We start from the raw sequence: 23,160 nt of genomic DNA, 5'->3' as shown, positions 1-23,160 counted from the left end.
GCTTCCGGCGCCGTCCGGCCGGAAAGCGGTGCCGACCCGCCCGTGCGGGCCGCCCCCGTGCGGGCGGCCGGCACGGGCGGTTCTAGTCTGGTGCGGGCTTATCGGTCGGTTGCGGGAGAGTTCGGATGGATCACGGCGAGCACGGCATGACGATGGACCTGCCACCGTTCACGGTGGCGCGGGGTCTGGAGTTCACGGGTGAGCCCTTCTTCCTGATCGGCTGCCTGCTCGCGCTCGCGCTCTACGGCTGGGGTGTGCTGCGGCTGCGCCGCCGCGGCGACGCCTGGCCGGTGAGCCGCACGGTGGCCTTCGCGACGGGTGTGGCGACCGTGGCGCTGGTGATGTGCACGGGGCTCAACGACTACGGCATGGTGCTCTTCAGCGTGCACATGGTGCAGCACATGGTGATCAGCATGCTGTCGCCGATCCTGCTGCTACTGGGTGCGCCCGTCACGCTCGCGCTGCGCGCCCTGCCCTCGGCGGCCCGCAGCCAGGGGATGCGCCGGGGCCCCCGGGAGGTGCTGGTGGCCCTCCTGCACAGCCGCTACGTGCGGGTGATCTCCCATCCCGCGTTCACCATCCCGCTGTTCATCGCCAGCCTGTACGCGCTCTACTTCACCCCGCTGTTCGACCTGCTGATGGGCTCCATGGTCGGGCACATCGCGATGATGGTGCACTTCCTCGCCGTGGGGCTGGTCTTCTTCTGGCCGATCATGGGTGTCGACCCGGGCCCGCACCGGCCGGGGTACGTGATGCGGATGCTGGAGCTGTTCGCGGGGATGCCGTTCCACGCCTTCTTCGGGATCGCGCTGATGATGGCCTCCGAACCGATGACGGAGACCTACGCGGACCCGCCCGCCTCGCTGGGGGTCAGCGCCCTCGCGGACCAGAACGCGGCCGGTGGGATCGCGTGGGCGTTCAGCGAGATCCCCTCGGTGCTGGTGCTGATCGCGCTGGTCTTCCAGTGGTACGTCACCGAGCAGCGGCAGGCCCGCCGCCGGGACCGCCGGGCCGACCGGGACGGCGACAAGGAGCTGGCGGCCTACAACGCGTACCTCGCCGCGCTGCAGGCCAAGGGCTGACCGCGCGGGCTCCGGGTGCGCGGTGGCGCACAGGGCCCCGAACGGGTGACGATGGAGGTCGGCCGCGGCCCCTGTGCGTGCGCGCCGTGCATCCCGGGGCCGCCGGGAGGAGGACGGTTGTCATGGCTGGGTTGACGCGGATGCCGGTGTCCACGAAGGCGATGACCGTGTGCACGGTCGTGGGCCTGGTGGTGGTGACGGCCTACACCGCGGCGCTGGGGAGCAGCGGATGGCTGTGGTTCTGCTGGGTGGTGCTGGGACTGGTCACTCTGGGTGTGTTCGCGACCCGGGACTGAGCCGGGCTGCGGCGGGTGGGGAACGTGGCCGGGCCGAGGGCTGCCATGGCCGAGCCGGGCGCCCGCCGGCTGACCCGCAGCGGGACGGGCCGGAGGAGACCGCTCAGGGGCACAGCCCGTCCGGACGCGCGAGCCGGACCGTCTCGGTCCGGGAAGAGTGGAACGAGTGAAAGGTCGGGCCCGCACCCTGTCGGAGGGTACGGGCCCGGCCGCTGCCGCACGGGACCGGCTGTCCGTCGGCGCCCGGTGTCGCGGGCCGCGAGCAGCCGCCGGTCAGCCCCCGGCGCCGAACTCGGCCAGCAGCGCGTTGTCGAACGCCTTGAGGTCGTCCGGCTTGCGGCTGGTGATCAGCTTGTTGGCGCCGCCGTCGCAGACCTTGACCTGCTCGTCCACCCAGGTACCGCCCGCGTTGCGGATGTCGGTGCGCAGGCTGGGGAACGAGGTCAGGGTGCGCCCGCGCACCACGTCGGCCTCGATCAGGGTCCAGGGGGCGTGGCAGATCGCGGCCACGGGCAGCCCCGCGTCGAAGAATCCCCGCACGAACCCGACGGCGTTCTTGTCGGTGCGCAGCAGGTCGGGATTGGCGACGCCGCCGGGCAGCACGAGCCCGTCGAAGCGGGTCGGATCCGCCTGGGAGACGAGCTGGTCGACGGGGAAGGTGTCGGCCCGGTCCAGGTGGTTGAACGCCTGGACGGCCTCTCCCCGGGTGGAGAGCAGGACCGGCCTGCCACCCGCCTGCTCGACGGCCTCCCACGGGTCGGTCAGCTCGATCTGCTCGGCGCCCTCGGGCGCGACGAGAAAGGCCACTCGCACGTGCCTCACGTCCTTTCCGTCGTCTCTGTCGTCTCCGTCGTCCATGGCGTGCGCACCTGCGGGTCCCCCACCCGGCGGACACCTATGCCTCGGCGTCGGAATCCGCGCGGCCTGCGGTGGTGCGAGCCGGCCGCCCGGGACCGCCGGGCGGGACCGGAGGAGGAGCCGTCAGCCGGTCCGCCGCCGCCCGCCGCCGCGCGCTCCGGCCGCGTCGCCCGCCTCGGGGTCGTGCTGCTTCCCGGACGGCAGCACCGGGTGGCGTCCCAGGATGAAGACCCCGACGACCACCGCCAGCAGCCCGATCACCTCGCCGGCCAGCGCACCCGGCGTGAGCCGGATGGAGTCCCCCAGGAAGCCGATTCCGCAGGCGATCCCGGCCAGCGGCTCGGCCGCCGTGAGGGACGGCAGCGACATCCGCAGCGGACCGCCCTCGAAGGCGCTCTGCACGAGCACCAGCCCGATCACGGCCAGCGCGACGATGGCGTAGCCCTGCCAGCTCAGCAGTACACCGACCACCCCCGATGCGCTGTGGATGTCGCCGACGACCCGGGTCAGGGCGTCCTGCAGACCGTAGAGCGCCCCGGCGGCGGCAGCCAGCAGCGGCGGCTCCTTGAAGAGTTCGAGATGCCGCGCGATGAGCACCAGGACGAGCGCGATCCCGGCGAGGCTGCCGAACACCAGCCAGTGGCGCAGGGCACTGGCCTGGAACTCGGTGCCTTCCGGACGGCCGGCCACGATGAAGGCGGTCACTCCCCCGCTGAGCAGCACCACCCCGGCCCAGCCCGACCAGCCCAGCCGCTGGCTGCTCAGCCGCCGCGCGAACAGCATCGCGAAGAGCAGGTTCGTGGCCAGCAGCGGCTCGACCGTGGACAGATGCCCCTTCATCAGGGCGAACGCGCTGGTGAGCTGGCCGACCACCATGCTGCCGATGCCCAGCAGCCAGCGCGGAACCCGCACCAGGTCCAGGAGCAGCCGGAAGGAGAGCACATCGGCGGTGGGTGCGCGGGCGGCGGCGTCCTGTTGCAGCACGAAGCCGAGACCGAGGAAGCAGGCGGCGACCAGCCCGTAGACGTAGACAGCCACGGGACGCCCCTTTCCACCGACCGGACGGTACGCGTGCCGGTCGACCGCGTTCGCACGCGCGTCCGCCCCTTCGCCCGGGAACAGCGTCGCCGAGACTAGGCGCCCGCACTCGGCGACACCACGCCACCCGCCCCGGTGGCGGGCGGCACGCCCCCTAAGCATGAAAGTCCCAGGTCCGAATGGCGCTTCGGCACCCGCGGGACCGGCATCCCGCGGCGGCGGGCCATGACCGCCGCCGGGCGGCTCCGGCCGGCCGTCACCCCGCCGCCCGAACCGCCGGGTGGAGCCCGGCGGAGCCGGCTCCCGCTTGCCGAGCCCGGGCCGAGGGCGGCTGTAGCCCGGGCGGGGATGCTGGCGCCCGGAGCCTCGGACCGGAGGGAGCAGCGACCATGACGGGAGCCGGGAAGTGAGAGCGGAGCCCTTTCCCCGGGAGCGGCGGCACACCGCGTACTTCCTGCGGGGGATCCGTGCCTGCGCCCCGGTCTTCCTGGGGGCGGAGGTCGACATGACCGCCGTGCGGCACCACCGGCGAACGGCCGGGGAGCAGGGCGGCGGCCCCTCGACCGTCGCCTATGTGCTGTACGCGGCCGCGCGGGTGCTGGCCGCGCATCCCGAGGCGAACGCCGCGCTCCGCGGCGGCCTGCGGCCCCGTATCGCCCACTACGACACGGTGGCCGCGAAGCTGGCGCTGGACAAGAGGACGGGCGGGCGCCGCGTGGTCCTCTCGGCGGTGCTGCCGGACGTGCATCTGATGGGCCTGCGGGACATCGCCCGCAGCACGGCTCGCTTCCGCGCCGGCGACCCGGACACGATGCCGGAGTTCGCCGGGGTGCGCATCCTGCGGCGGCTGCCGGCGCCGCTGGGGCGGCTCGCCTACCGGGCGGGCACGCGACCGCTGCGCCGCCGCCCCGCGACCACCGGCACGTTCTCCGTCACCTCGCTGGGACACCGGCCCCTCACCTGGTTCCACTCCGTCGGCGGCACCACCGTCACCCTCGGCCTGGGCGCGGTCGCCGACCGCCCGGTGGTGCGCGGTGGCGCGGTGACCGCGGCGCCGGTACTGCCGCTCTCCCTCACCTTCGACCACCGGGTGATCGACGGGGCCGAGGCGGCGGATGTGCTGGGCGACATCAAGCACGCACTGGAGAACTTCGGCCGGCCCGGCCGGGAGGGTGGTGGCTCCGCGGGAGGTGAAGCCGGCCCGGCGGGTCCCGGCCGACGGGATCCGTGAGGCGCCCGTCCGGACGGCGTCCGTGAGGCGCACGTCAGACGGGACGACCGGGCGGGTCCGCCCGGACCGGGTCGGAGGGGTCCGGCCGGCGGCAAAGTCCGGCCTGCCCGCGGCCTGTCCGCGGCGGATTTCGGGCACGGCCCGGGAGCGCCGTCGGCCCGGGCCCCGGACTGTTCGGTGCCGCCCGCCGGCGGCCGCAACTCCTCTCCCGTGCACTCCGGTTGGCCGCGCCCTCTAGGCTGGGAGGCGACGGCTTCCAGGCTGTCCATGACATCCACACCTTCCGACGGAGTGCGTATGACCACGGCGTCCGGCGACGCGACCGGCCACACCTCCTCCCGCGGTCCGCGCGCCGGCGGCACCGACCGCTGGCTGCGCCGCATGGCCGCCGCACCGAACGCCCGCGCCCGGCTGATCTGCTTCCCGCACGCCGGAGGTTCGGCCGGCTTCTTCTTCCCCCTCCTGCAGTCCCTGCCGGACACCGTCGAGGCGTACGCCGTGCAGTATCCGGGGCGCCAGGACCGGCTGGCCGAGCCGTGCCTCACCTCGGTGGACGAGCTGGTCGACGCCGTCTGCGAGGTGCTGCGGCAGGGGCCCGCGATGCCCCTGGTGCTGTTCGGACACAGCATGGGTGCGACCCTCGCCTTCGAGGTGGCGCGGCGCCGGGAGCGGTCGGGGGCCGGGTCGCCGCTGGGGCTGATCGTCTCCGGCCGCCGGGCGCCTTCCCTGCAGCGCACGGAGACCGTCCATCAGCGCGACGACGCGGGTCTCGTCGCCGAGATCCGCCGGCTGAGCGGCACGGACGACTCGCTGCTGGACGATCCGGAGATCCGCGGGATGTTCCTGCCCGCCCTCCGTGCCGACTACCGGGCGATCGAGACCTACCGCATGGCACCCGGACCCCCGCTGGGGTGTCCGCTGAGCGTCTTCGTCGGGGACGCCGATCCCCGCGTGTCCGTCGCGGAGGCGGAGGCGTGGCGCGAACAGGCGGGCGGTGAGATCTCTCTCCAGGTGTTCCCCGGCGGCCACTTCTACCTCAGCGACCGGCCGGAGGAGTTCTCCGGCCGGCTGACCGCCGAGCTGCACCGGCTCTGCGGGCCCGTCCCCGGGCCCCGCTGACTCGTCCCGGAGCGGAGGGCTCGGTGTGGGGCCCTGAGGGGTTGTGGGCTCCGAGGCACCGGCACGGCTTCGGTGCGGCTTCGGTGGTGAGGTGCCGTTCCGCGGCATCGGCGTCGACCGGACGCCTCGCTCCGCAGGCGCTACGATCGTCTCCGATCACACCAACTGATCGTCAGTCAGAAGAGTCGGTGGGGAGTCGGTATGAGTCCGATCGGACCCGGTCGCGGACGGTCAGCCGGCGGCTGCGCCCCGACTCCCCCGCAGACCGGTCCGGCCCGCGGAAGACCCCCCGCTGCGCCGGGCCGGCAGAGTCAGAGGTGACCCCTTGTTCTACTACGTACTGAAGTACGTGCTGCTGGGGCCGCTGCTGCGGCTCGTGTTCCGGCCCCGGATCGAGGGCCTGGAGAACGTGCCCGACGAGGGGCCCGCGATCGTGGCGGGGAATCATCTGTCCGTCTCCGACCACTTCGTGATGCCGGCGATCCTCCGCCGCCGGATCACGTTCCTGGCCAAGGCCGAGTACTTCACGGGGCCGGGGCTCAAGGGCCGGCTGACCGCCGCGTTCTTCCACAGCGTGGGCCAGATCCCGGTCGACCGGTCCGGAAAGGGCGCCGGGCAGGCGGCCATCGACGAGGGGCTGGGGGTGCTGGGCAAGGGCGAGTTGCTCGGCATCTATCCCGAGGGCACCCGCTCCCACGACGGACGGCTCTACAAGGGCCGGGTCGGAGTGGCGGCGATGGCGCTGGGCGCCGGGGTGAAGGTGATCCCGTGCGCCATGGTGGGCACCTTCGAACTCCAGCCGCCGGGTCGCAAGCTGCCCCGCATGGGGCGGGTGACCATCAGGTTCGGCGAACCGCTGGACTTCTCCCGGTTCGCCGGAATGGAGCAGGAGCGCACGGTCCTGCGGGCGGTGACCGACGAGATCATCCACGAGATCATGCAGCTGTCCGGCCAGGAGTACGTGGACATGTACGCCCCCGACGCGAAGGCCGCGCAGGCCGGCGAAGGGACCCGCGGCAAGCAGCCGGGGAGCGGCCGGCAGCGCTGAGCTCCGGCCCCGGCGCGGCGGCACGGCGACCGGGCGAGGTCGCAGCGACGCCGGTGCGGGCCGGGCCGGATCTCCGAGTCCGGCCCGGCCCGCACGCGGGATCAGGCTGTCGAACACGCCGTCAGCGGCGGACCGCCCCGGCGCCGGTGCCCGGATTCCTTCAGGGCACCATCGTGGGCACTGCCGCGGCCTCGGCCTTCGCCGCCGCCTTGGCGGGGGACTTGACCGGCTCCGGCGTCGCGTGCGGACCGCAGGTCACATCCTTGCGGTCGACGGTTCCCTTCAGGAGGTAGGCGTCGACGCGCTCGTTGATGCAGGAGTTCTTCAGGTTGGTGATGCCGTGCGAACCCGCGCCCTTCTCGGTGATCAGGCGGGAGCCCTTGAGCCGCTTGTGCAGCTCGACACCGCCCGGGTAGGGCGTGGCGGCGTCCCTGGTGGCCTGGACCATCAGCACCGGGTAGGAGGTCCTGGCCCGGATCTCCAGCGGCCGGTGCTGCTTGACCGGCCAGACGGCGCACGGGTAGTTCATCCAGGCGTTGGCCCAGGTGAGGAAGGGGTACTTCGCGTGCAGCCGGGTGTTGTCCCGGTCCCAGGTCCGCCACCGGCTGGGCCACTTGGCGTCGTTGCACTCGACGGCGTTGTAGACGGCATTGCCGTTCTCGCTCGCCTTGTTGCCCGCGACGTCCGACATGTCCGGCGCCCCGGCGTCGATCAGCGGCTGCTCGTCGCCGTTGCGGTAGGCCGACCACACCGAGGCCACCCGGGCCCAGGCGGAGTCGTAGTACGGCGCGCTCTGGAAGACGCCGAGCAGTTCGGCGGGGCCGACCTTCCCGCCGATGGGATGCTTCTCGGCGGTGGCGCGCAGCTCCCGCCACGCCGCCTCGACCTTCTGCGGCGTCGAGCCGATGCCGTAGACGTCGTCGTGCTCGGCCACCCACTTCTTCCAGTCGTTCCAGCGGGTCTGGAAGGCCACGTCCTGGTCGAGGTTGACGTCGTACCAGATCTTGCGCCGCGACGGGTTGACGATGCTGTCGGTGATCATCCGGCGGATGTGGCGGGGGAAGAGTTCGGCGTAGACGGCGCCCATGTAGGTGCCGTAGGAGACGCCGAGGTAGTTGAGCTTCTTGTCGCCGAGCGCGGCGCGGATCACGTCCAGGTCGCGGGCGGCGTTGGGCGTCGTGAGCTGCGGCAGCAGCTCACCGCTGCGCTCCTGGCAGCCGTCGGCGTACTCCTTGGCGAGCTTGCGCTGGGCCCGCTTGTCGGCCTCGCTGTCCGGGACCGGGTCCGCCTTGGGTGCCTTGACCCACTCCTGCGGGTCGGCGCAGGAGATGGGCGCCGAGTGCCCGACACCGCGCGGGTCGAAGCCCACGAAGTCGTAGGCGGTGGCGGCCTTCGCCCACAGCGGGTTCTTGTCCGGGATCCGGGCCGGGAAGTACAGCCCGGAGCCGCCGGGGCCGCCCGGGTTGTAGACGAGGGAGCCCTGCCGCTTCGCCTTGCCGCCGGTGCTGCGGGCCCGGTCGACGGCGAGCCGGATCTTCTTGCCGTTCGGCTTGGCGTAGTCGAGGGGAACGGTGACCCAGCCGCACTGGACGCCGTCCCTGATGCCCCAGTCGGCGGGGCAGTCCTTCCAGTCGACACCGGCGCGCGCGGCCCGGGCTGCGGCCTTCTTGACGCCGCGCGCCTCGGCGGCGCCCGAGTGCTTGACCGAGCGGGCCTGCGGGCCGCTGCTGCCCTCCGCCACGGCGGACGGCACGGATATGAGCCCGGCCGTGAGGGCTCCGGCGGCGATGGTGCCGGCGGCGGCTATGGCCGCCTTCCGTCTGTTCACGTGTTCCCCTCCGGGTACTGCCGACAGTGACGGCGGTGGTCGTTGACCACGACAGTGATGGGCGACCACGGTGGTGGTCCTCAGAGGGGATCCTTCATCCTCGTCGGCGGCAGGGGACAGGGCGCCGGATCGTTCTTTACCAAGAAGTGAACGTCAGTGCGGAATCGAGGACCCGGCGCAGCCGGAGCGCGTCCCGCGCGACCGCGGTCACCAGCAGGGCGGGCCCCGCCAGCGGGGTGACGACCGCCGACTCCCCCGGATTCCAGTCCAGAAGCCGCTGCTCGTCCGTCTTCTCCGTGCCCACCAGCAGGAGTTGGCCCACCGCCCGGTGTCCGCCCAGGACGGCGCCGCCGTCCCAGCCCGGAGCTCCCGGCCCCAGATCCAGCTCCTGGTCGAACAACGGGCGTGCGCCGTACCGCACGGTGAGACGGCTGCCGAGCCGTCCGGGCTCCTCCCCCGCTCGGCCCAGTACCTGTTCGTCCCGCACCACCAGCCGTCCGCCCCGCGCCACTTCGGCCCGCAGGTGCTGGCGCAGCTCGCTGCCGCGTACGGAGACCAACTGCTCGGGCAGCCAGTGGAGTCGGCCCCCCTCCCCCACCTGGAGCCGGACGTCGTAGCGGGCGGGCCCGGTCGTCCGGCCCGGCAGCGCCAGCATGGCGGCGCTGCCGTCCACCCGCAGCGCGGCGCCCGCCTCGGCCCGGACCTCCAGGGCCAGTCGGTCCCCGTTCAGCGGCGCGCTCATCGCACCGACCAGCGTGACCCGGGCGGCGGCCGGGTCGGCCGAGCGGGTGCGGCGCGGCGCGATGGGGCCGGCCCCGCCGAGCAGCGGCAGTGCGGTGCCGCCGCGTCCGTCGGGTGCCGCGGTGATCCGGGCGCGGGCGCTGACGCTTGCGGCGGATCCGGACCCGGCTGCGGACGCGGACGCGGCCACCGTCATGCCGAGCCCGCGGCGGACGCCGGTTCCGCCGCCGTCCAGGCCGCGCACTGCTCGCGCACCCAGTCCGCCAGCGGCAGCACACCGGGCTCGGTGCGCAGCGACTGGAAGAGCACGGGCAGCGCACCGCGCTGCCGCTCGGCGTCCCGGGCCATGCCCGCCAGATCGGAGCCGACGTACGGCGCGAGGTCGGTCTTGTTGACGACCAGCAGATCGGCGGTGGTGACACCGGGACCGCCCTTGCGGGGGATGTCGTCACCACCCGCGACGTCGATGACGAAGATCTGCACATCGACCAGTCCCCTGGAGAAGGTGGCGGTGAGATTGTCGCCCCCGGACTCGACGAGCACCAGGTCCAGCGGGCCGACCTCGTCCTCCAGGTCCTCGACGGCTTCCAGGTTGGCGGAGATGTCGTCCCGGATCGCCGTGTGCGGGCAGGCTCCGGTCTCCACCGCGGTGATCCGCTCCGGCGGCAGCACGGCCTCGCGGAGGAGGAAGGCGGCGTCCTCCCTGGTGTAGATGTCGTTGGTGACGACGGCCAGCGAGAACCGGTCGCGCAGCGCACGGCACAGCGCCGCGACGCTGGCGGTCTTGCCCGAGCCCACCGGTCCGCCGAGTCCCACGCGCAGGGCGCGGCGGCGGCCGTCGGGCAGGGGCGCCGAGGCGGTGTACCGCTCGGGACCGGGTGTGGCGTGGTCGAGATGCACGGGCTCCTCCTGGGCTCGGTGACCGGTCCGCGGTGACCGGGGGTCGGTGCTCGGCCGCCGACGGCCGCCGACGGCCGTCGGGCGGGCGGGGTCGGGCGGGGTCGGGGGGTCGGGGGGGTCGGGAGGGACGGGAGGGACGGGAAGCAGGCACGCAGGGGAGGTCGGGGTCAGGAGGCGAAGAGGCGGACCTGCCAGGCGGCGTGCTGCTCGGCGGTGATCTCCAGCAGCGGCGCGGAGGCCGCGGGCAGTTCCTCGACAGGTCCCCGGGCGGCGGCGCCGGCGCGCCGGGCCACCTCGTCCGCGGCGGGCGCGAGCCGGGCCAGGACCGCGGTCGCCTCCAGCGGGTCGAGGCTGAGCAGCCGGACCACCGCGGTCGCCGGGGAGCTGATGCTCTCGTATGCGGCGGCATGCGCCGCGTCCAGGGGCCCGAGCCCAGCCGAGCGGGCGGCGAGCCCGAGCACGACCGGCTGGTGCGCGCCCTTGGGGCGGGCGGCGGCCAGCGCGTCCAGGTCCGGCCCGGGCCAGGTCGCCCGGGCCGCACGCATCAGCTGGCGGCCCAGTCTGCGGGCGGTACGGCGCAGCGCCGGGGAAGGGGTGCGCGCGTCGGCCGCCTCGTCCAGCGCGAGCGGATCCTGCCCGGCTGCGGCGGCAGCGGCCAGCGCCGCGGCGGTCAGGCCGGTGGTGTGCAGCCGTCCGCGGCAGAACTCCGCCAGGTCGGCCGCGCTGCGCACCCGTCCGGCCCGCACGGCCGCCTCCGCCCCGCCGGAGTGTGCGTGCCCTCCGGCGGGGAATCTGCCGTCGGCGAGCACCAGCAATGCGGCAGCACCGCTCATCCCGCAGACCTCCACTCGTGCTCCGGGGACGCCGCTCGGCGCGGCTCCCTGCTGTCGGCTCCCCGGCGTTCCGGCGGCGCGGGGACGGGAATGAACGGGAATGAACGGGAATGACGTGCGCCCACGGCGCCGGTCCCGCCCCGCCGCCCGCCCGCGCCGGAGGCGGGCAGGCGGCGGGGCGGTACCGCGGGTCAGAACAGGAAGTAGCGCTGGGCCATGGGCAGGGAGGCGGCAGGAGCCGGTTCGACGGCGGTGCCGTCGATGGTGACGGTGAAGGTGTCCGGGTCGACGCGTACGTCCGGTCGGGCGTCGTTCTGCCGCATGTCGGCCTTGGTGACGGGACGGGTGTCGCGGACGGCGACGAACCGCTTCGCGAGGGGAAGCCGGTCCGGCAGCCCGTCGTCCAGGGCGGTCTGCGTCACGAAGTTCACGGAGTTCGCACCGGGGGCGCGTCCCGTCCCGCCGAACATCCGCCGGGGCAGCACCGGCTGCGGGGTGGGGATGGAGGCGTTGGCGTCACCCAGCTGCGCGGAGGCGATCTGCCCGCTCTTGAGGACGAGTTGCGGCTTGACCCCGAAGAAGGCCGGGTCCCACAGCACCAGGTCGGCGAGCTTGCCCGGCTCGACGGAGCCGATCTCCGCGTCCATGCCCTGCGCGACCGCGGGGTTGATCGTGTACTTGGCCACGTAGCGGCGGGCGCGCAGGTTGTCGGCGCGGGTGTCGCCCGCGAGGGCGCCGTACCGTTCCTTCATCACATGCGCCGTCTGCCAGGTGCGCAGCACCACTTCGCCGATGCGGCCCATCGCCTGCGCGTCGGAGGAGATGATCGAGATGGCGCCGAGGTCGTGGAGCGTGTCCTCGGCGGCGATGGTGCTGGGCCGGATGCGGGACTCGGCGAACGCGAGGTCCTCGGGCACGGCCGGGTTGAGGTGGTGGCAGACCATCAGCATGTCGAGGTGTTCCTCGATGGTGTTGACGGTGTGCGGCCGGGTCGGATTGGTGGAGGAGGGCAGCACGTTGGGCTGGGCGACGACGGTGATGATGTCCGGCGCGTGCCCGCCGCCCGCGCCCTCGGTGTGGTAGGCGTGGATGCCGCGTCCGCCGATCGCGGCGAGGGTGTCGCCGACGAACCCGGCCTCGTTGAGGGTGTCGGTGTGGATGGCGACCTGGGCGCCGGTCTCGTCGCAGACCGACAGGCAGGCGTCGATGGCGGCGGGGGTGGCGCCCCAGTCCTCATGGATCTTGAATCCGACCGCTCCGCCGCGGAGTTGGGCGAGCATGGCGGCGCGCGAGACGGTGTTGCCCTTGCCGAGCAGTCCGACGTTGACCGGCAGCCCGTCCATGCCCTCCAGGGTGCGGGCGGTGTGCCAGGCGCCCGGGGTGACGGTGGTGGCCTTGGAGCCCTCGGCCGGTCCGGTACCGCCGCCGACGAGCGTGGTGATTCCGGCGGCGAGCGCCTCGTCGGCGAGCTGCGGGCAGATGAAGTGGACGTGCGCGTCGATGGCACCGGCGGTGAGGATCTTGCCGTTGCCCGCGATGATCTCGGTTTCGGGGCCGATGACCAGGTCGGGGTGGACGCCGTCCATGGTGTCGGGGTTGCCGGCCTTGCCCAGGGCGGCGATCCGCCCGTCGCGGACACCGACGTCGGCCTTCACGACGCCCCAGTGGTCGAGGACGAGCGCACCGGTGATCACGGTGTCGGGAGCGCCCTCGGCCCGGGTGGTGAGGGCTTGGCCCATGGACTCGCGGATCACCTTGCCGCCGCCGAAGACCGCCTCGTCGCCCGCGCGTCCGGGGCCGCCGCACAGATCGTCCTCGATCTCGACGAGGAGCGAGGTGTCGGCGAGCCGTACGCGGTCGCCGGTGGTGGGGCCGAACAGGTCGGCGTAGGCGGCACGGGAGAGTTCACGCATCGAGGGGGCCTCCCGCGGTCGAGCGCAGTCCGGCGACGATCCGCCGGCCGCCGATGGGCACGAGGTCGACCTCGACGGGGATGCCGGGTTCGAAGCGGACGGCGGTGCCCGCGGCGATGCCGAGGCGCCTGCCCCAGGCGGCCTCCCGGTCGAATTCCAGCCCTGGGTTGGCCTCGGCGAAGTGGTAGTGGGAGCCGACCTGGACCGGCCGGTCGGCGGCGTTGAGCACGGTGAGCCGGGTGGTCTCGGCGCCCGCGTTGAGGGGTACCGGTTCGTCGGCGAACCGGATCTCTCCGGGGATCATGGTGTGGCGACTCCTCGCGCGGTCGAGAGCGGTCAGGAGCGCTCAGGAAACAGGGTCGTGCACGGTGACGAGCTTGGTGCCGTCCGGGAACGTCGCCTCGACCTGGACGTCGTGCAGCATCTCCGGGATGCCGTCCATGACGTCCTCGCGGGCGAGGACCGCGCGCCCGGTCTCCATGAGTTCGGCGACGCTCCGGCCGTCGCGGGCGCCCTCGAGCACGTGCGCCGTGATGAGCGCGACGGACTCGGGATGGTTCAGCCGCAGTCCGCGCTCCCTGCGTCGCCGGGCGACGTCGGCCGCGACGTGGATGAGCAGCCGCTCCTGTTCGTGCGGGGTCAATTGCATTGTCTCCACCTCACCGTCGTCACCGGGCCCGGGAACACCCTGGTCACTCGCGGCGACGACCACGCCCGGTAGGTGTATCACACATACGATTGTGTGCCGCCGACGGACCCGGAGCGTACGGCAGGGCCGTTTCGACGGCGTTAATCCACTTCGCCTCCGTCAACTTCCCGGCCACGGCTCGCCTCGGTCGCGCTCCCGCCCCGGCCCCTCGGCCGACGTGCCGACCTGCGGAGAGCGGAGCCGAGCCGACTCCGTCCGGACCGCGCGGGAGTCTCGCGACCGGCGCTTGCACCTGCCACTGGGCGAGCAGCACGACAGCGGATCCGCGGACGAGTCGGACCTACACCCTCCGGTTTCCACAACGCCCTGTCCGATATGCGCTCTTGACGGGGATGACACCTCCCCCTGAATCTCATGTCCACGTCACAACGCACCACTTCGTGTCGCCGCTCCGGGCGACACCCCGCCGACTCGGCGGTCCCCCACACCCCCACACATCGGAGCTCACAGTGATACGCGGACACCGCAGACCGCAGCACCGTGCCGCCCTCGCCACCGCGGCGAGCACCGCACTGGCACTCGCCCTGCTCGGCGCGGCCGACGGGACGGCACTGGCCACTCCCGACGGCGCCGGAGCACGCGCGGCCGAGGCGCCCGACATCGACGTCTCCGCCGTCCAGCAGGACCTCCGGGACCTCCAGTCGGTCGCCGAGGCCAACGGCGGCAACCGGGCCCACGGCAGCCCCGGCTACCGGGCCTCGCTGGACCACATACGCACGAAGCTGGACGCCGCCGGATTCCGGACCACCGTCCAGGAGTTCACCAGCGGCGGGGAGACCGGCTACAACCTGATCGCCGACTGGCCCGGGGGCGACACCTCGTCGACCCTGATGACCGGCGCCCATCTGGACTCGGTCCGCTCCGGTCCCGGCATCAACGACAACGGTTCGGGGTCCGCCGGGATACTGGAGACCGCGCTGGCCGTCTCCGCCGCGGACCTCGAACCCGCCAAGCACCTCCGGTTCGCCTGGTGGGGAGCGGAGGAGCGGGGGCTGGTCGGCTCGGGCCACTATGTCGACAGCCTCTCGGAGGGCGAACTCGGAAAGATCGACACCTATCTGAACTTCGACATGATCGGCTCACCCAACGCGGGCCACTTCGTCTACGAGGACGACGCCGCCGTCGAGTCGGTGTTCGCCGACTGGTTCAGCTCGAAGGGCATCGAGACGGAGGCGTCGGAGGAGACCGACGGGCGCAGCGACCACGCCTCGTTCAAGAACGCGGGTGTCACCGTCGGCGGCACCTTCACCGGCGCGGGTGAGCGCAAGACCCAGGCGCAGGCGGACAAGTGGGGCGGCACGGCGGGTCAGCCGTACGACCCGTGCTACCACTCGGCCTGCGACGACACCTCGAACGTCGACGAGAAGGCACTCGACCTGCACAGCGACGCGATCGCCCACGCCGTCTGGGAGCTCAGCTCCTGACCGGCGGAGTCCGGGAGCTCAGCTCCTGATCCCCTGCCCGTACGGGCTCAGCTCCCCTGGCCCGGCCGCCGGTCTCCGGCGGCCGGGCCGCGGTGCTCCGCGGCGATGCCGAACCGCCGCGCCTCCCCGGGCACCGCGCCGCCCGCCTCCCGGATCCCGGAGACGGTGCTGACGATCTCCTCCGGCGCCTGCTGATCCTGGTCGGCGGCCTCCAGGCGCTCCAGGTCCGCGGCCGGGACCAGCGCCGCGAGCGGCTTCCCGTGCCGGGTGACCACCACCCGCTCCTCGCCGTAGACGACCCGATTGATCAGCTCCGCCAGTTCGGCCCTCGCCTGCGTCACCGGAATCTCGTAAGCCATCCCGCCATTCTAGGGCCGCCCGCAGAACCGCAGGTCAGAGCGGATGTGCGGAAATCCGGGGCAGTGCGCCGCCCTGGGGGCCGGCCCCGAGGGCCGGCCCCGAGGGCCGGCCCCGGCGCTTCGCCCGCAGCGGAATGCGCCCTGGGCAGGGGACCGTTGGAGCCCGTTCATGGCACGCTGCTCAACGTACGTTCTGTACAACCTGTACGTTTCTCGCGGGAGAGTGGAGTGCGACGCCATGCGGAACCAGCCACCAGCACCGACAGCCCGGTACGTCCTGCCGGAGTTCACCGAGCGCACCAGCAGCGGGACGCGCACGATGGACCCGTACGCGAAGCTGCTACAGGAGCGGATCGTCTTCCTGGGCAGCCCGATCGACGACACCTCCGCCAACGACGTGATGGCGCAGTTCATCCACCTCGAGCACGCCGCACCGGACCAGGACATCTCGCTGTACATCAACTCACCGGGCGGCTCGTTCACGGCGATGACCGCGATCTACGACACGATGCGGTTCGTCAGCTGTGACATCGAGACCGTGTGCATGGGGCAGGCGGCCTCTGCCGCCTCCGTGCTGCTGGCGGCCGGGACCCCCGGCAAGCGGCTCGCGCTGCCGGGCGCGCGCATCCTCATCCACCAGCCCTCGCTGCACGAACCCGTGCACGGGCAGGCCGACGACCTCGAGATCCAGGCACGGGAGATGGCACGCACCCGCGCACTGCTGGAGGAGCTGTACGCACGCCACACCGGCCGGCCCCGCGACCGGATCAGCCAGGACCTCGAACGCGACACGATCCTCACGGCACAGCAGGCCGTCGACTACGGCCTCGTCGACCGGCTGACCGCCACCCGGAAGCCGGCCCCCTCCCCGGCGCGGCGGTGAGCCGGCATGCCCCGCGACTGGCCGCCGGGCCTGCCGCCGCTGCCCGCGCTGACCCGCGCCGAGAGCGAGCTGGTCGACGCCTATCTGGAGGCGCTCGACCTGGTCGGCCGGATCAACCCGGCGCGCGGCCGCGACACCTACGGAGCGCTGCGTGCCGCACAGGGCCTGGTCAGCAAGGCGGTCCGGCTGCGGGACGCGCTGGCGCTGATGCACGAACGCGGCGAGAGCACCCTGCATGCCGGGACGCTGGAGCGGGCGCTGCGGGTGCTGGAGGGCGACCGGCGCGCGGAGCGGGTCCTGCTTCCGGCGCCCGAGCCGGACGGGCCCGGCAGCTGAGGCACCCGGCACACCGGGTGCCCGCGGACCGGGATCCAGCGGTGCGCGGCGGCGTAGGGCGGCGCACAGCGGCGCCCGGAATCCAGGTGACGGCCGTGCCCCCGACGGCTAGGGTCCCGATCATGAACTCGGCTCCGCTGCTCATCTCCCCGCCCCCCGCGTAGGGCGGGCGGCCACGCGCGACTGCCGCGGCGGACGGACGACCTCCGCCGCGGAGGTCGGTGGTGCCCGCGAACGGGTCCGTTCACCGACCTCTCCTCACGCGGAGCACATTCGTGTCCACTTCTTCCGCCGGTCCGACCGGCTCCTTCGGCCTGCCTGTCGGGCAGGGCCTGCTCTTCCTCGCCGCCGCCGGTGCCACCTGGGGCACCACGGGCGCGGCGGTCGATGTCCTCCACTCCGCCGGCGACCTGGGGCCGCTGGCGATGTCCTTCTGGCGCTACGTCGGCGGGCTGGTCCTACTGCTCGTGGGCGGGGCGCTGCTGCGGCGGCGCCCCGCCCGGACCAGCCGTCCCGGCAGTACCGGTCGTACCGGCGGTCCGGGGCGCGACACGCCGGCCCGCGGCCGGTCCCGGTACGTGGTCCGGCTGTCGACCGGCCTGTGCATGGCGCTCTTCCAGACCGCCTACTTCGCCGCCGTGCCGGCCACGGGGGTCGCCGTCGCGACGATCGTGACGCTGGGCGCGGCACCGGTGTTCGTGACCCTGGGCGCCCGGATCGTGCTGCGGGAGCGGCCGGGCCGGCGCGGGCTGTGCGCCGTCGCCGCCGCACCCGCAGGGCTGGCCGTCCTCGTACTGGGCGGGGGCGAAGACGAGGTGCGGCCCGCCGGTGTCGCGCTCGCCCTGCTCTCCGCTGTCTCGATCGCGGTCTCGGTGCTGCTGGCCCGGTGGGTGGGCAGTACCGGTCTGCCGGAGAGCGCTTTCACCCTCACCGCGTGGTCGCTCGGCGTCGGCGCGGTGGCGCTGCTGCCGTGCGCGGCCGTGGAGGGGGTGCTGCCGCACACCGGGGAACCGCTCCGGGTGGCACTGCTGCTCCTGTACATGGGAGCGGTGCCGACGGCGCTAGCGTACCCGCTCTACTTCGCGGGTGCGGCCGTCGTCCGGGCGGCCACGGCGTCGGTGGTCATGCTGATCGAGCCCGTCAGCGCGACCGCCCTCGCGGTGGGACTGCTCGGGGAGCGGCTGACCCTGCCGATGCTTCTGGGCGCCTCGGTACTGCTGGCCGCGGTGGTGCTGCTGGCCCGGGCGGAGACGGCCACGGCAGGCTCCGAACGCACCGCCTGCTGAGCGCCTGCTGCCGACGCAGCGCTACCCTCCGGCGGATGGACGCGCTCGCGAAGATCCTCGAGTCGGCCGCACAGGGCGGATTCCCGCCGCCCGACGGCGGACTGACGGTGCTCCCCCGGCCCTCGCCCCGGGACGCGGGAGTACTGGCACTGACCGGGCACACGGTCGTCTTCGCCGACGTGCCGCCGGAGTGGGTGCGGCGCCGGGTGCCGCCCGACGACCTCGGCGCACCGATGGGCCCGCCGTTCCTCGGCGCGCTGTGCGACAGGACCGGGCGGGAGGCGGGCGGCATCGACGTGCTGCTCGTCCTCCCGCCGGGCACCGGTCCCGCGGCGCAGCGCGAGGAGCTGCGGGAGATGCGGAACCCGGCCGGGATGTCGGGCCCGGCGCATCCCCGGATCGCCGACGCCCTGGCGCACCGTTCGCAGGTCCGCGTCTGGACCACGGCCGGCGGTGGCACGCTGGTGACCGGCACGGGCGTGGCCGGGCGGTGGGAGGTGGCCGTCGAGGTCGAGGCCGCGGCACGTGGCGCCGGGCTGGGTCGGGCGCTGGCGGCCGCGGCCCGGACCCTGGTGCCGCCGCACGAGGCGCTGTGGGCGCAGGTCGCGCCCGGGAACGCGGCGAGCCTGCGGGCCTTCCTCGCCGCGGGGTTCGTCCCGGTCGGTGCGGAGGTGCTGCTCCGGCCCGGGGGCGGCGGCGCCGGGACCGCCGGGTGACGAACCCGCAGGGCGCGTCCGCCGGCTCGGCGCGCCCGGCGCGGCCGCTCATCCGGCGGGCAGCGGCAGCCAGGGAATCTCCACCCAGATGGTCTTGCCGCCGTCGGGCATGGGCGCGACGTGCACGGTGCCGCCGGACTCGGCGGTCAGCGTACGGATGACGACCAGTCCGCGCCCGTGGTCCTGCTGGGCCGCGGCCGACTGCCGCCGCGGTCTGCCCGGATGGCTGTCGGTGACTCCCAGACGCAGCCGTTCGGCCTCCTCCAGCCGCAGGTCGACGGTGAAGCCGGGCGATCTGCCGAAGGTGTGCTGGACGACGTTGGTGGCGAGTTCGGAGACGATCAGGCGGAGCACGTCCATGGCGTCCGCGCCGTCGGGCAGCCCCCACGCGCGGAGAGTGTCGGTGACATGCCGGCGCGCGGCCGTGACGGAGGTCGGTGCAGTCGGCAGGGTGATCGTCGCTTCCTGGTGGTCCGCCATGGCGAGGCCGTCCCTTTCCGGGGCCGTTGGCTCCTCCGTCGCGCGGCGGCGGGCTCGGTCTGCGCCCGCCCGGGAAGCTCGGGGAGCGCCCCCGGCAACCGCTGCGCGACAGCGTGCCACTCCGCACGGCGCCGTGCGCCCGATCGCCCTGCCTGCCGGGAGTTGTGTCGCCCGAAGCGGTGAACTCTGCCGCGCCCGGCCCAAGGCAACCCCCTGGGGACGTATCACGGCTGCCCGCACATCGGGCGCCCGGAGAAGCGCGGGCGCGGCCGGGCCCCGGAACCGGGGGCTCAGCCGGTGCGCGGCGCCGCGGCGATCACCGTGTCGGCGGCGTCGGCGAGCACCTGCTCGGCCAGGTCGCCGCGGGCGGTCAGACGCAGCCGGGAGATGCCGTCGGGGACGGACGGGGGCCGGAAGCAGCCGACCTGGATGCCCGCGGCACGGCAGGCGGCCGCCCACTCCACCGCGGCCTGCGGCGAGGGGGCGCGCACCGAGACGACGGCGGCGTCCGGCCGGGTGGCCGCCAGCCCGGCGGCGGTCAGCCGGGTGTGCAGTCCGGCCGCGGCGGCCCGGGTACGGGCCGCGCGTTCGGGCTCCGCGCGCAGCAGCCGCAGGGCGCCGAGTGCGCCGCCCGCCGCCGCGGGGGCCAGCCCGGTGTCGAAGATGAAGGTCCGGGCGGTGTTCACCAGGTGCGCGATCACGTGCGCGGGGCCCAGGACCGCGCCGCCCTGGCTGCCCAGCGACTTGGACAGGGTGACCGTGGCGACCGTGCCGGGCGTGCCGGCCAGCCCGGCCGCGCGGGCGGCGCCCCGGCCGCCGTCGCCCAGTACGCCGAGCCCGTGTGCGTCGTCGACGAGCAGCCCGGCTCCGGCCGCCGAGCACACTCCGGCCAGCTCCGCCAGCGGTGCCGCGTCCCCGTCGACGGAGAAGACGGAGTCGGTGACCACCAGCGCGGGTCCCTCCGCCGCCTGCCGGGGGTGTCCGGCCAGCTCCTTGGCGACGGCCTCCGGGTCGGCGTGCGCGGCGACGGCCGTCCGGGCGCGGGAGAGGCGGCAGCCGTCGATCAGCGAGGCGTGGTTGTGGGCGTCGGAGACCAGCAGCCCGCCGCCGCCCGGCGCGTTGGTGAGCGCGGTGACCGCGGCGAGGTTCGCGGCGTATCCGGAGGAGAGGACGAGCGCGGACTCGAAGCCGCAGAAGTCCGCCAGTTCGGACTCCAGCCGGGCGTGCAGTTCGGTGGATCCGGTCACCAGGCGGGAGCCGCTCGCTCCGGCACCCCAGTGGAGCGCCGCCTCGGCCGCGGCGCGGACGACGTCCGGGTGCCGGGAGAGGCCCAGGTAGTCGTTGCCCGCCAGGTCCAGCAGCGGGGAGTCGGCGGGCCGGGGCGCGAGGGTGCGCAGCAGTCCCGCCGCGCGGCGCTTCCGGAGTGCCTCGGCGGTCCACGCGAAGGGGTCCTGGGACATGGGAGCTCTCTTCGGTCACCCGCGCCGCCCGTCCGGGCGGCGGGTGCGCCCGGCGGGTTGCGCGGCCTGGATGTTTGTAGGCAGTCAATAGAACCTAACCTGCCATAACGCCGGTCGACGTGTGACAACTTCCACACCTCGCTCAAGCGGTCTTGTAGGCTTCCTCCATTACCCAGCAAGGTCGCATGGGCAAGGATCGTGCCCATGGACGACCTGCTGAACTCACTGGTGAACAAGGGGCTCCGCGGCGAGACGCCCACCCGGGACGAAGCACTCGCGGTGCTGCGGACCACCGATGACGACCTGCTGGACGTGGTGGCAGCCGCCGGCAAGGTGCGCCGCCGCTGGTTCGGGAAGCGGGTGAAACTCAACTACCTGGTGAACCTCAAGTCGGGGCTGTGCCCGGAGGACTGCTCCTACTGTTCCCAGCGGCTCGGCTCCGAGGCCGGGATCCTCAAGTACACCTGGCTCAAGCCCGAGGAGGCCGCCGAGGCCGCCGAGGCCGGGGTGCAGGGCGGCGCCAAGCGGGTCTGCGTGGTGGCCAGCGGCCGCGGCCCCACCGACCGCGACATCGACCGGGTCTCCAGGACGATCGGGGCCATCAAGGAGCGGAACGAGGGCGTCGAGGTGTGCGCCTGCCTCGGTCTGCTCTCCGACGGCCAGGCGGAGCGGCTGCGCCAGGCGGGGGCCGACGCCTACAACCACAACCTCAACACCTCGGAGTCCACCTACGCGGACATCTGCACCACGCACACCTACGAGGACCGGGTGGAGACCGTCAAGCAGGCCCGGGGTGCCGGGCTCTCGCCCTGCTCCGGCCTGATCGCGGGCATGGGGGAGACGGACGAGAACCTGGTCGAGGTGGCCTTCTCGCTGCGCGGGCTGGACGCGGACTCGGTGCCGGTCAACTTCCTGCTGCCGTTCGAGGGCACGCCGCTGGCCGAGGAGTGGAACCTGACTCCGCAGCGGGCGCTGCGCATCCTGGCGATGGTGCGGTTCGTGTGCCCGGACGTGGAGGTGCGGCTGGCCGCCGGGCGCGAGGTGCATCTGCGGTCTCTGCAGCCGCTGGCGCTGCACCTTGCCAACTCCCTCTTCCTGGGCGACTACCTCACCAGCGAGGGGCAGGCGGGCAAGGCCGACCTGGAGATGATCGCGGACTCCGGCTTCGAGGTGGAGGGCGCGGAGACGACCACGCTGCCCGAGCACCGGCGCGAGGAGTCCGGTTCCGCCCCGCACGAGCGGGTCGCGGTCCGGCTGCGGGGCACGGGGACGGAGCTGCCGCCCAATGCCTGAGAGCACCGCCCCGGCGGCGCCCGCCGGACCGGGCGCCGCCACCGGGGAGTTGCTCGCCCTGGACCGGCAGCATGTGTGGCACCCGTACGGGCCGATGCCCGGGACCGCGGAGCCGCTGGTGGTGGAGTCCGCCGCGGGGGTGCGGCTGCGGCTGGCCGAACCCGCGCACGGGCAGCGGGAGCTGATCGACGGCATGTCGTCCTGGTGGTCGGCCGTACACGGCTACCGGCACCCGGTGCTCGACGAGGCCGTCCGCGACCAGCTCGGCCGGATGAGCCATGTGATGTTCGGCGGGCTGACCCACGAGCCCGCGGTGCGGCTGGCTGCGCGGCTGGCCGAGGTGGCGCCCGGCGATCTGGAGCACGTCTTCCTGTCGGACTCCGGCTCGGTCGCGGTCGAGGTCGCCGTCAAGATGTGCCTGCAGCACTGGCGTTCGCTGGGGCGTCCGGAGAAGCGGCGGCTGCTGACCTGGCGCGGCGGCTACCACGGGGACACCTGGCAGCCGATGTCGGTGTGCGACCCGGAGGGCGGGATGCACCACCTGTGGTCCGGTGCGCTGCCGGTGCAGGTGTTCGCCGACGCGCCGCCCGCCGGCTTCGCGGCGGAACCGGACCCGGCCTACGTGGCGCATCTGCACGAGCGGATCGAGCGGCACGCGCACGAGTTGGCCGCCGTCGTCGTCGAACCGGTGGTGCAGGGCGCGGGCGGGATGCGGTTCCACTCCCCCGGGTACGTCCGGGCGCTGCGGGAGGCGTGCGACGCGCACGGCGTGCTGCTGGTGCTGGACGAGATCGCCACCGGATTCGGCCGCACCGGGGAGCTGTTCGCGGCCGACCACGCCGGGGTGGTCCCGGATGTGATGTGTGTCGGCAAGGCGCTGACGGGCGGATATCTGTCGATGGCGGCCACACTGTGCACGCCGCGCGTGGCGGAGGGGATCGCGCGCGGTTCGGTGCCGGTGCTGGCGCACGGTCCGACGTTCATGGGCAACCCGCTGGCGTCCGCCGTCGCGGGCGCCTCGCTGGATCTGCTGCTGTCCCAGGACTGGCGGGCGCGGGTCCGGCAGGTGTCCGAGGGGCTGCGCAGCGGGCTGGCGCAGGCCGCGGAGCTGCCCGGGGTGCGGGAGGTGAGCGTGCTCGGCGCGATCGGGGTGCTGCGCCTGGACCACGAGGTGGACGTGGCAGCCGCGAGCGCCGCCGCGGTGCGTGCCGGGGTGTGGCTGCGGCCGTTCCGCGACATGGTCTACGCGATGCCGCCGTACATCACCGGCGAGCAGGACGTGGCACGGATCGCCGCCGCGATGTGCGCGGCGGCTCGGGAGGGCTGA

24 protein-coding genes are annotated in these 23,160 nt (G+C 73.8%); 12 read left to right on the top strand and 12 right to left on the bottom strand.

Annotated elements, in window-relative coordinates:
- The first annotated feature begins 125 nt into the window (after positions 1–125).
- Positions 126–1,082, top strand: coding sequence for a cytochrome c oxidase assembly protein (locus A949_RS0117460; protein WP_019357312.1), 957 nt, complete (start codon positions 126–128; stop codon positions 1,080–1,082).
- A gap of 122 nt (positions 1,083–1,204) precedes the next feature.
- Entirely contained in the window at positions 1,205–1,378 is a 174-nt protein-coding gene (locus A949_RS38135) for a hypothetical protein (protein WP_158687595.1), read from the top strand.
- Between the two features lie 273 nt (positions 1,379–1,651).
- On the opposite strand, the gene A949_RS0117450 is transcribed toward A949_RS38135, so the two are convergent.
- Together A949_RS0117450 and A949_RS0117445 are read right to left on the bottom strand one after the other, a co-directional pair.
- The gene (locus A949_RS0117450) at positions 1,652–2,191 is read right to left on the bottom strand and encodes a type 1 glutamine amidotransferase domain-containing protein (RefSeq protein ID WP_026004756.1); all 540 of its coding nucleotides are present in this window, start codon (positions 2,189–2,191) and stop codon (positions 1,652–1,654) included.
- Positions 2,192–2,359: 168 nt separating this feature from the next.
- A complete protein-coding gene (locus A949_RS0117445; protein WP_019357309.1) occupies positions 2,360–3,274 on the bottom strand; it encodes a DMT family transporter in 915 nt (304 codons plus the stop codon).
- Between the two features lie 406 nt (positions 3,275–3,680).
- Between A949_RS0117445 and A949_RS0117440 the strand changes: the two genes are divergently transcribed.
- From A949_RS0117440 to A949_RS0117430, 3 genes are all read left to right on the top strand, one after another.
- Complete coding sequence (locus tag A949_RS0117440; protein WP_019357308.1) at positions 3,681–4,505, top strand: 2-oxo acid dehydrogenase subunit E2; 825 nt, start codon at positions 3,681–3,683, stop codon at positions 4,503–4,505.
- A 297-nt stretch (positions 4,506–4,802) separates the two neighbouring features.
- Positions 4,803–5,624 (top strand): thioesterase II family protein, encoded by an 822-nt coding sequence (locus A949_RS33720; protein WP_019357307.1) that lies wholly within the window; start codon positions 4,803–4,805, stop codon positions 5,622–5,624.
- Positions 5,625–5,949: 325 nt separating this feature from the next.
- Positions 5,950–6,672: a lysophospholipid acyltransferase family protein gene (locus A949_RS0117430; protein ID WP_019357306.1), complete on the top strand. Its 723-nt coding sequence runs from the start codon at positions 5,950–5,952 to the stop codon at positions 6,670–6,672.
- Positions 6,673–6,832: 160 nt separating this feature from the next.
- On the opposite strand, the gene A949_RS0117425 is transcribed toward A949_RS0117430, so the two are convergent.
- The 7 genes from A949_RS0117425 to A949_RS0117395 all read right to left on the bottom strand — a co-directional run bounded on the left by A949_RS0117425 (position 6,833) and on the right by A949_RS0117395 (position 13,536).
- Complete coding sequence (locus A949_RS0117425) at positions 6,833–8,500, bottom strand: alpha/beta hydrolase (RefSeq protein ID WP_019357305.1); 1,668 nt, start codon at positions 8,498–8,500, stop codon at positions 6,833–6,835.
- Between the two features lie 136 nt (positions 8,501–8,636).
- Positions 8,637–9,485: an urease accessory protein UreD gene (locus A949_RS0117420; RefSeq protein WP_019357304.1), complete on the bottom strand. Its 849-nt coding sequence runs from the start codon at positions 9,483–9,485 to the stop codon at positions 8,637–8,639.
- Positions 9,434–10,141, bottom strand: coding sequence for an urease accessory protein UreG (gene ureG / locus A949_RS0117415; protein WP_019357303.1), 708 nt, complete (start codon positions 10,139–10,141; stop codon positions 9,434–9,436). The genes A949_RS0117420 and ureG overlap by 52 nt, the downstream gene beginning before the upstream one ends.
- Before the next feature lie 167 nt (positions 10,142–10,308).
- Complete coding sequence (locus A949_RS0117410; RefSeq protein WP_026004755.1) at positions 10,309–10,974, bottom strand: urease accessory protein UreF; 666 nt, start codon at positions 10,972–10,974, stop codon at positions 10,309–10,311.
- Between the two features lie 191 nt (positions 10,975–11,165).
- Positions 11,166–12,887 (bottom strand): urease subunit alpha, encoded by a 1,722-nt coding sequence (locus A949_RS0117405; RefSeq protein ID WP_019357301.1) that lies wholly within the window; start codon positions 12,885–12,887, stop codon positions 11,166–11,168.
- On the bottom strand, positions 12,880–13,191 hold the full coding sequence (locus A949_RS0117400; protein WP_019357300.1) for an urease subunit beta: 312 nt from the start codon (positions 13,189–13,191) through the stop codon (positions 12,880–12,882). Before A949_RS0117400 ends, A949_RS0117405 begins: the two co-directional genes overlap by 8 nt.
- 42 nt (positions 13,192–13,233) lie before the next feature.
- On the bottom strand, positions 13,234–13,536 hold the full coding sequence (locus A949_RS0117395; protein WP_026004754.1) for an urease subunit gamma: 303 nt from the start codon (positions 13,534–13,536) through the stop codon (positions 13,234–13,236).
- Positions 13,537–14,045: 509 nt separating this feature from the next.
- On the opposite strand from A949_RS0117395, the gene A949_RS0117390 reads away from it, so the two are divergent.
- On the top strand, positions 14,046–15,020 hold the full coding sequence (locus A949_RS0117390; RefSeq protein ID WP_019357298.1) for a M28 family metallopeptidase: 975 nt from the start codon (positions 14,046–14,048) through the stop codon (positions 15,018–15,020).
- A 47-nt stretch (positions 15,021–15,067) separates the two neighbouring features.
- Here A949_RS0117390 and A949_RS0117385 read toward each other — a convergent pair whose 3' ends face one another.
- Positions 15,068–15,379: a type II toxin-antitoxin system Phd/YefM family antitoxin gene (locus A949_RS0117385; RefSeq protein ID WP_019357297.1), complete on the bottom strand. Its 312-nt coding sequence runs from the start codon at positions 15,377–15,379 to the stop codon at positions 15,068–15,070.
- A 238-nt stretch (positions 15,380–15,617) separates the two neighbouring features.
- Between A949_RS0117385 and A949_RS0117380 the strand changes: the two genes are divergently transcribed.
- The 4 genes from A949_RS0117380 (at position 15,618) to A949_RS0117365 (ending at position 18,600) form a co-directional block, all read left to right on the top strand.
- Entirely contained in the window at positions 15,618–16,262 is a 645-nt protein-coding gene (locus A949_RS0117380; RefSeq protein WP_026004753.1) for an ATP-dependent Clp protease proteolytic subunit, read from the top strand.
- Positions 16,263–16,268: 6 nt separating this feature from the next.
- A complete protein-coding gene (locus tag A949_RS0117375) occupies positions 16,269–16,598 on the top strand; it encodes a hypothetical protein (RefSeq protein ID WP_019357295.1) in 330 nt (109 codons plus the stop codon).
- Between the two features lie 275 nt (positions 16,599–16,873).
- On the top strand, positions 16,874–17,884 hold the full coding sequence (locus A949_RS0117370) for a DMT family transporter (RefSeq protein ID WP_019357294.1): 1,011 nt from the start codon (positions 16,874–16,876) through the stop codon (positions 17,882–17,884).
- Positions 17,885–17,919: 35 nt separating this feature from the next.
- A complete protein-coding gene (locus A949_RS0117365; protein ID WP_019357293.1) occupies positions 17,920–18,600 on the top strand; it encodes a hypothetical protein in 681 nt (226 codons plus the stop codon).
- 48 nt (positions 18,601–18,648) lie between these two features.
- On the opposite strand, the gene A949_RS0117360 is transcribed toward A949_RS0117365, so the two are convergent.
- Both A949_RS0117360 and A949_RS0117355 read right to left on the bottom strand, forming a co-directional pair.
- The gene (locus tag A949_RS0117360) at positions 18,649–19,080 is read right to left on the bottom strand and encodes an ATP-binding protein (protein ID WP_019357292.1); all 432 of its coding nucleotides are present in this window, start codon (positions 19,078–19,080) and stop codon (positions 18,649–18,651) included.
- A 290-nt stretch (positions 19,081–19,370) separates the two neighbouring features.
- The gene (locus A949_RS0117355; protein ID WP_019357291.1) at positions 19,371–20,540 is read right to left on the bottom strand and encodes an 8-amino-7-oxononanoate synthase; all 1,170 of its coding nucleotides are present in this window, start codon (positions 20,538–20,540) and stop codon (positions 19,371–19,373) included.
- 204 nt (positions 20,541–20,744) lie between these two features.
- Between A949_RS0117355 and bioB the strand changes: the two genes are divergently transcribed.
- Both bioB and A949_RS0117345 read left to right on the top strand, forming a co-directional pair.
- On the top strand, positions 20,745–21,833 hold the full coding sequence (gene bioB, locus A949_RS0117350) for a biotin synthase BioB (RefSeq protein ID WP_019357290.1): 1,089 nt from the start codon (positions 20,745–20,747) through the stop codon (positions 21,831–21,833).
- The gene (locus A949_RS0117345; protein ID WP_019357289.1) at positions 21,826–23,160 is read left to right on the top strand and encodes an adenosylmethionine--8-amino-7-oxononanoate transaminase; all 1,335 of its coding nucleotides are present in this window, start codon (positions 21,826–21,828) and stop codon (positions 23,158–23,160) included. Before bioB ends, A949_RS0117345 begins: the two co-directional genes overlap by 8 nt.

It is taken from the genome of Streptomyces sp. AA1529 (assembly GCF_000280905.1).
Classification (GTDB): Bacteria; Actinomycetota; Actinomycetes; order Streptomycetales; family Streptomycetaceae; genus Streptomyces.
The sequence above is the reverse complement of the archived record's forward strand: the minus strand, read 5'-3'. Positions and strand labels throughout refer to the sequence as shown.

Coding starts and splice junctions, on each gene's coding strand:
- A949_RS0117460 (WP_019357312.1), top strand. CDS start 126: ATGGATCACGGCGAGCACGGCATGACGATGGACCTGCCACCGTTCACG.
- A949_RS38135 (WP_158687595.1), top strand. CDS start 1,205: ATGGCTGGGTTGACGCGGATGCCGGTGTCCACGAAGGCGATGACCGTG.
- A949_RS33720 (WP_019357307.1), top strand. CDS start 4,803: ATGACCACGGCGTCCGGCGACGCGACCGGCCACACCTCCTCCCGCGGT.
- A949_RS0117410 (WP_026004755.1), bottom strand. CDS start 10,974: ATGAGCGGTGCTGCCGCATTGCTGGTGCTCGCCGACGGCAGATTCCCC.
- A949_RS0117405 (WP_019357301.1), bottom strand. CDS start 12,887: ATGCGTGAACTCTCCCGTGCCGCCTACGCCGACCTGTTCGGCCCCACC.
- A949_RS0117400 (WP_019357300.1), bottom strand. CDS start 13,191: ATGATCCCCGGAGAGATCCGGTTCGCCGACGAACCGGTACCCCTCAAC.
- A949_RS0117395 (WP_026004754.1), bottom strand. CDS start 13,536: ATGCAATTGACCCCGCACGAACAGGAGCGGCTGCTCATCCACGTCGCG.
- A949_RS0117385 (WP_019357297.1), bottom strand. CDS start 15,379: ATGGCTTACGAGATTCCGGTGACGCAGGCGAGGGCCGAACTGGCGGAG.
- A949_RS0117380 (WP_026004753.1), top strand. CDS start 15,618: ATGCGGAACCAGCCACCAGCACCGACAGCCCGGTACGTCCTGCCGGAG.
- A949_RS0117375 (WP_019357295.1), top strand. CDS start 16,269: ATGCCCCGCGACTGGCCGCCGGGCCTGCCGCCGCTGCCCGCGCTGACC.
- A949_RS0117365 (WP_019357293.1), top strand. CDS start 17,920: ATGGACGCGCTCGCGAAGATCCTCGAGTCGGCCGCACAGGGCGGATTC.
- A949_RS0117360 (WP_019357292.1), bottom strand. CDS start 19,080: ATGGCGGACCACCAGGAAGCGACGATCACCCTGCCGACTGCACCGACC.
- A949_RS0117355 (WP_019357291.1), bottom strand. CDS start 20,540: ATGTCCCAGGACCCCTTCGCGTGGACCGCCGAGGCACTCCGGAAGCGC.
- bioB (WP_019357290.1), top strand. CDS start 20,745: ATGGACGACCTGCTGAACTCACTGGTGAACAAGGGGCTCCGCGGCGAG.
- A949_RS0117345 (WP_019357289.1), top strand. CDS start 21,826: ATGCCTGAGAGCACCGCCCCGGCGGCGCCCGCCGGACCGGGCGCCGCC.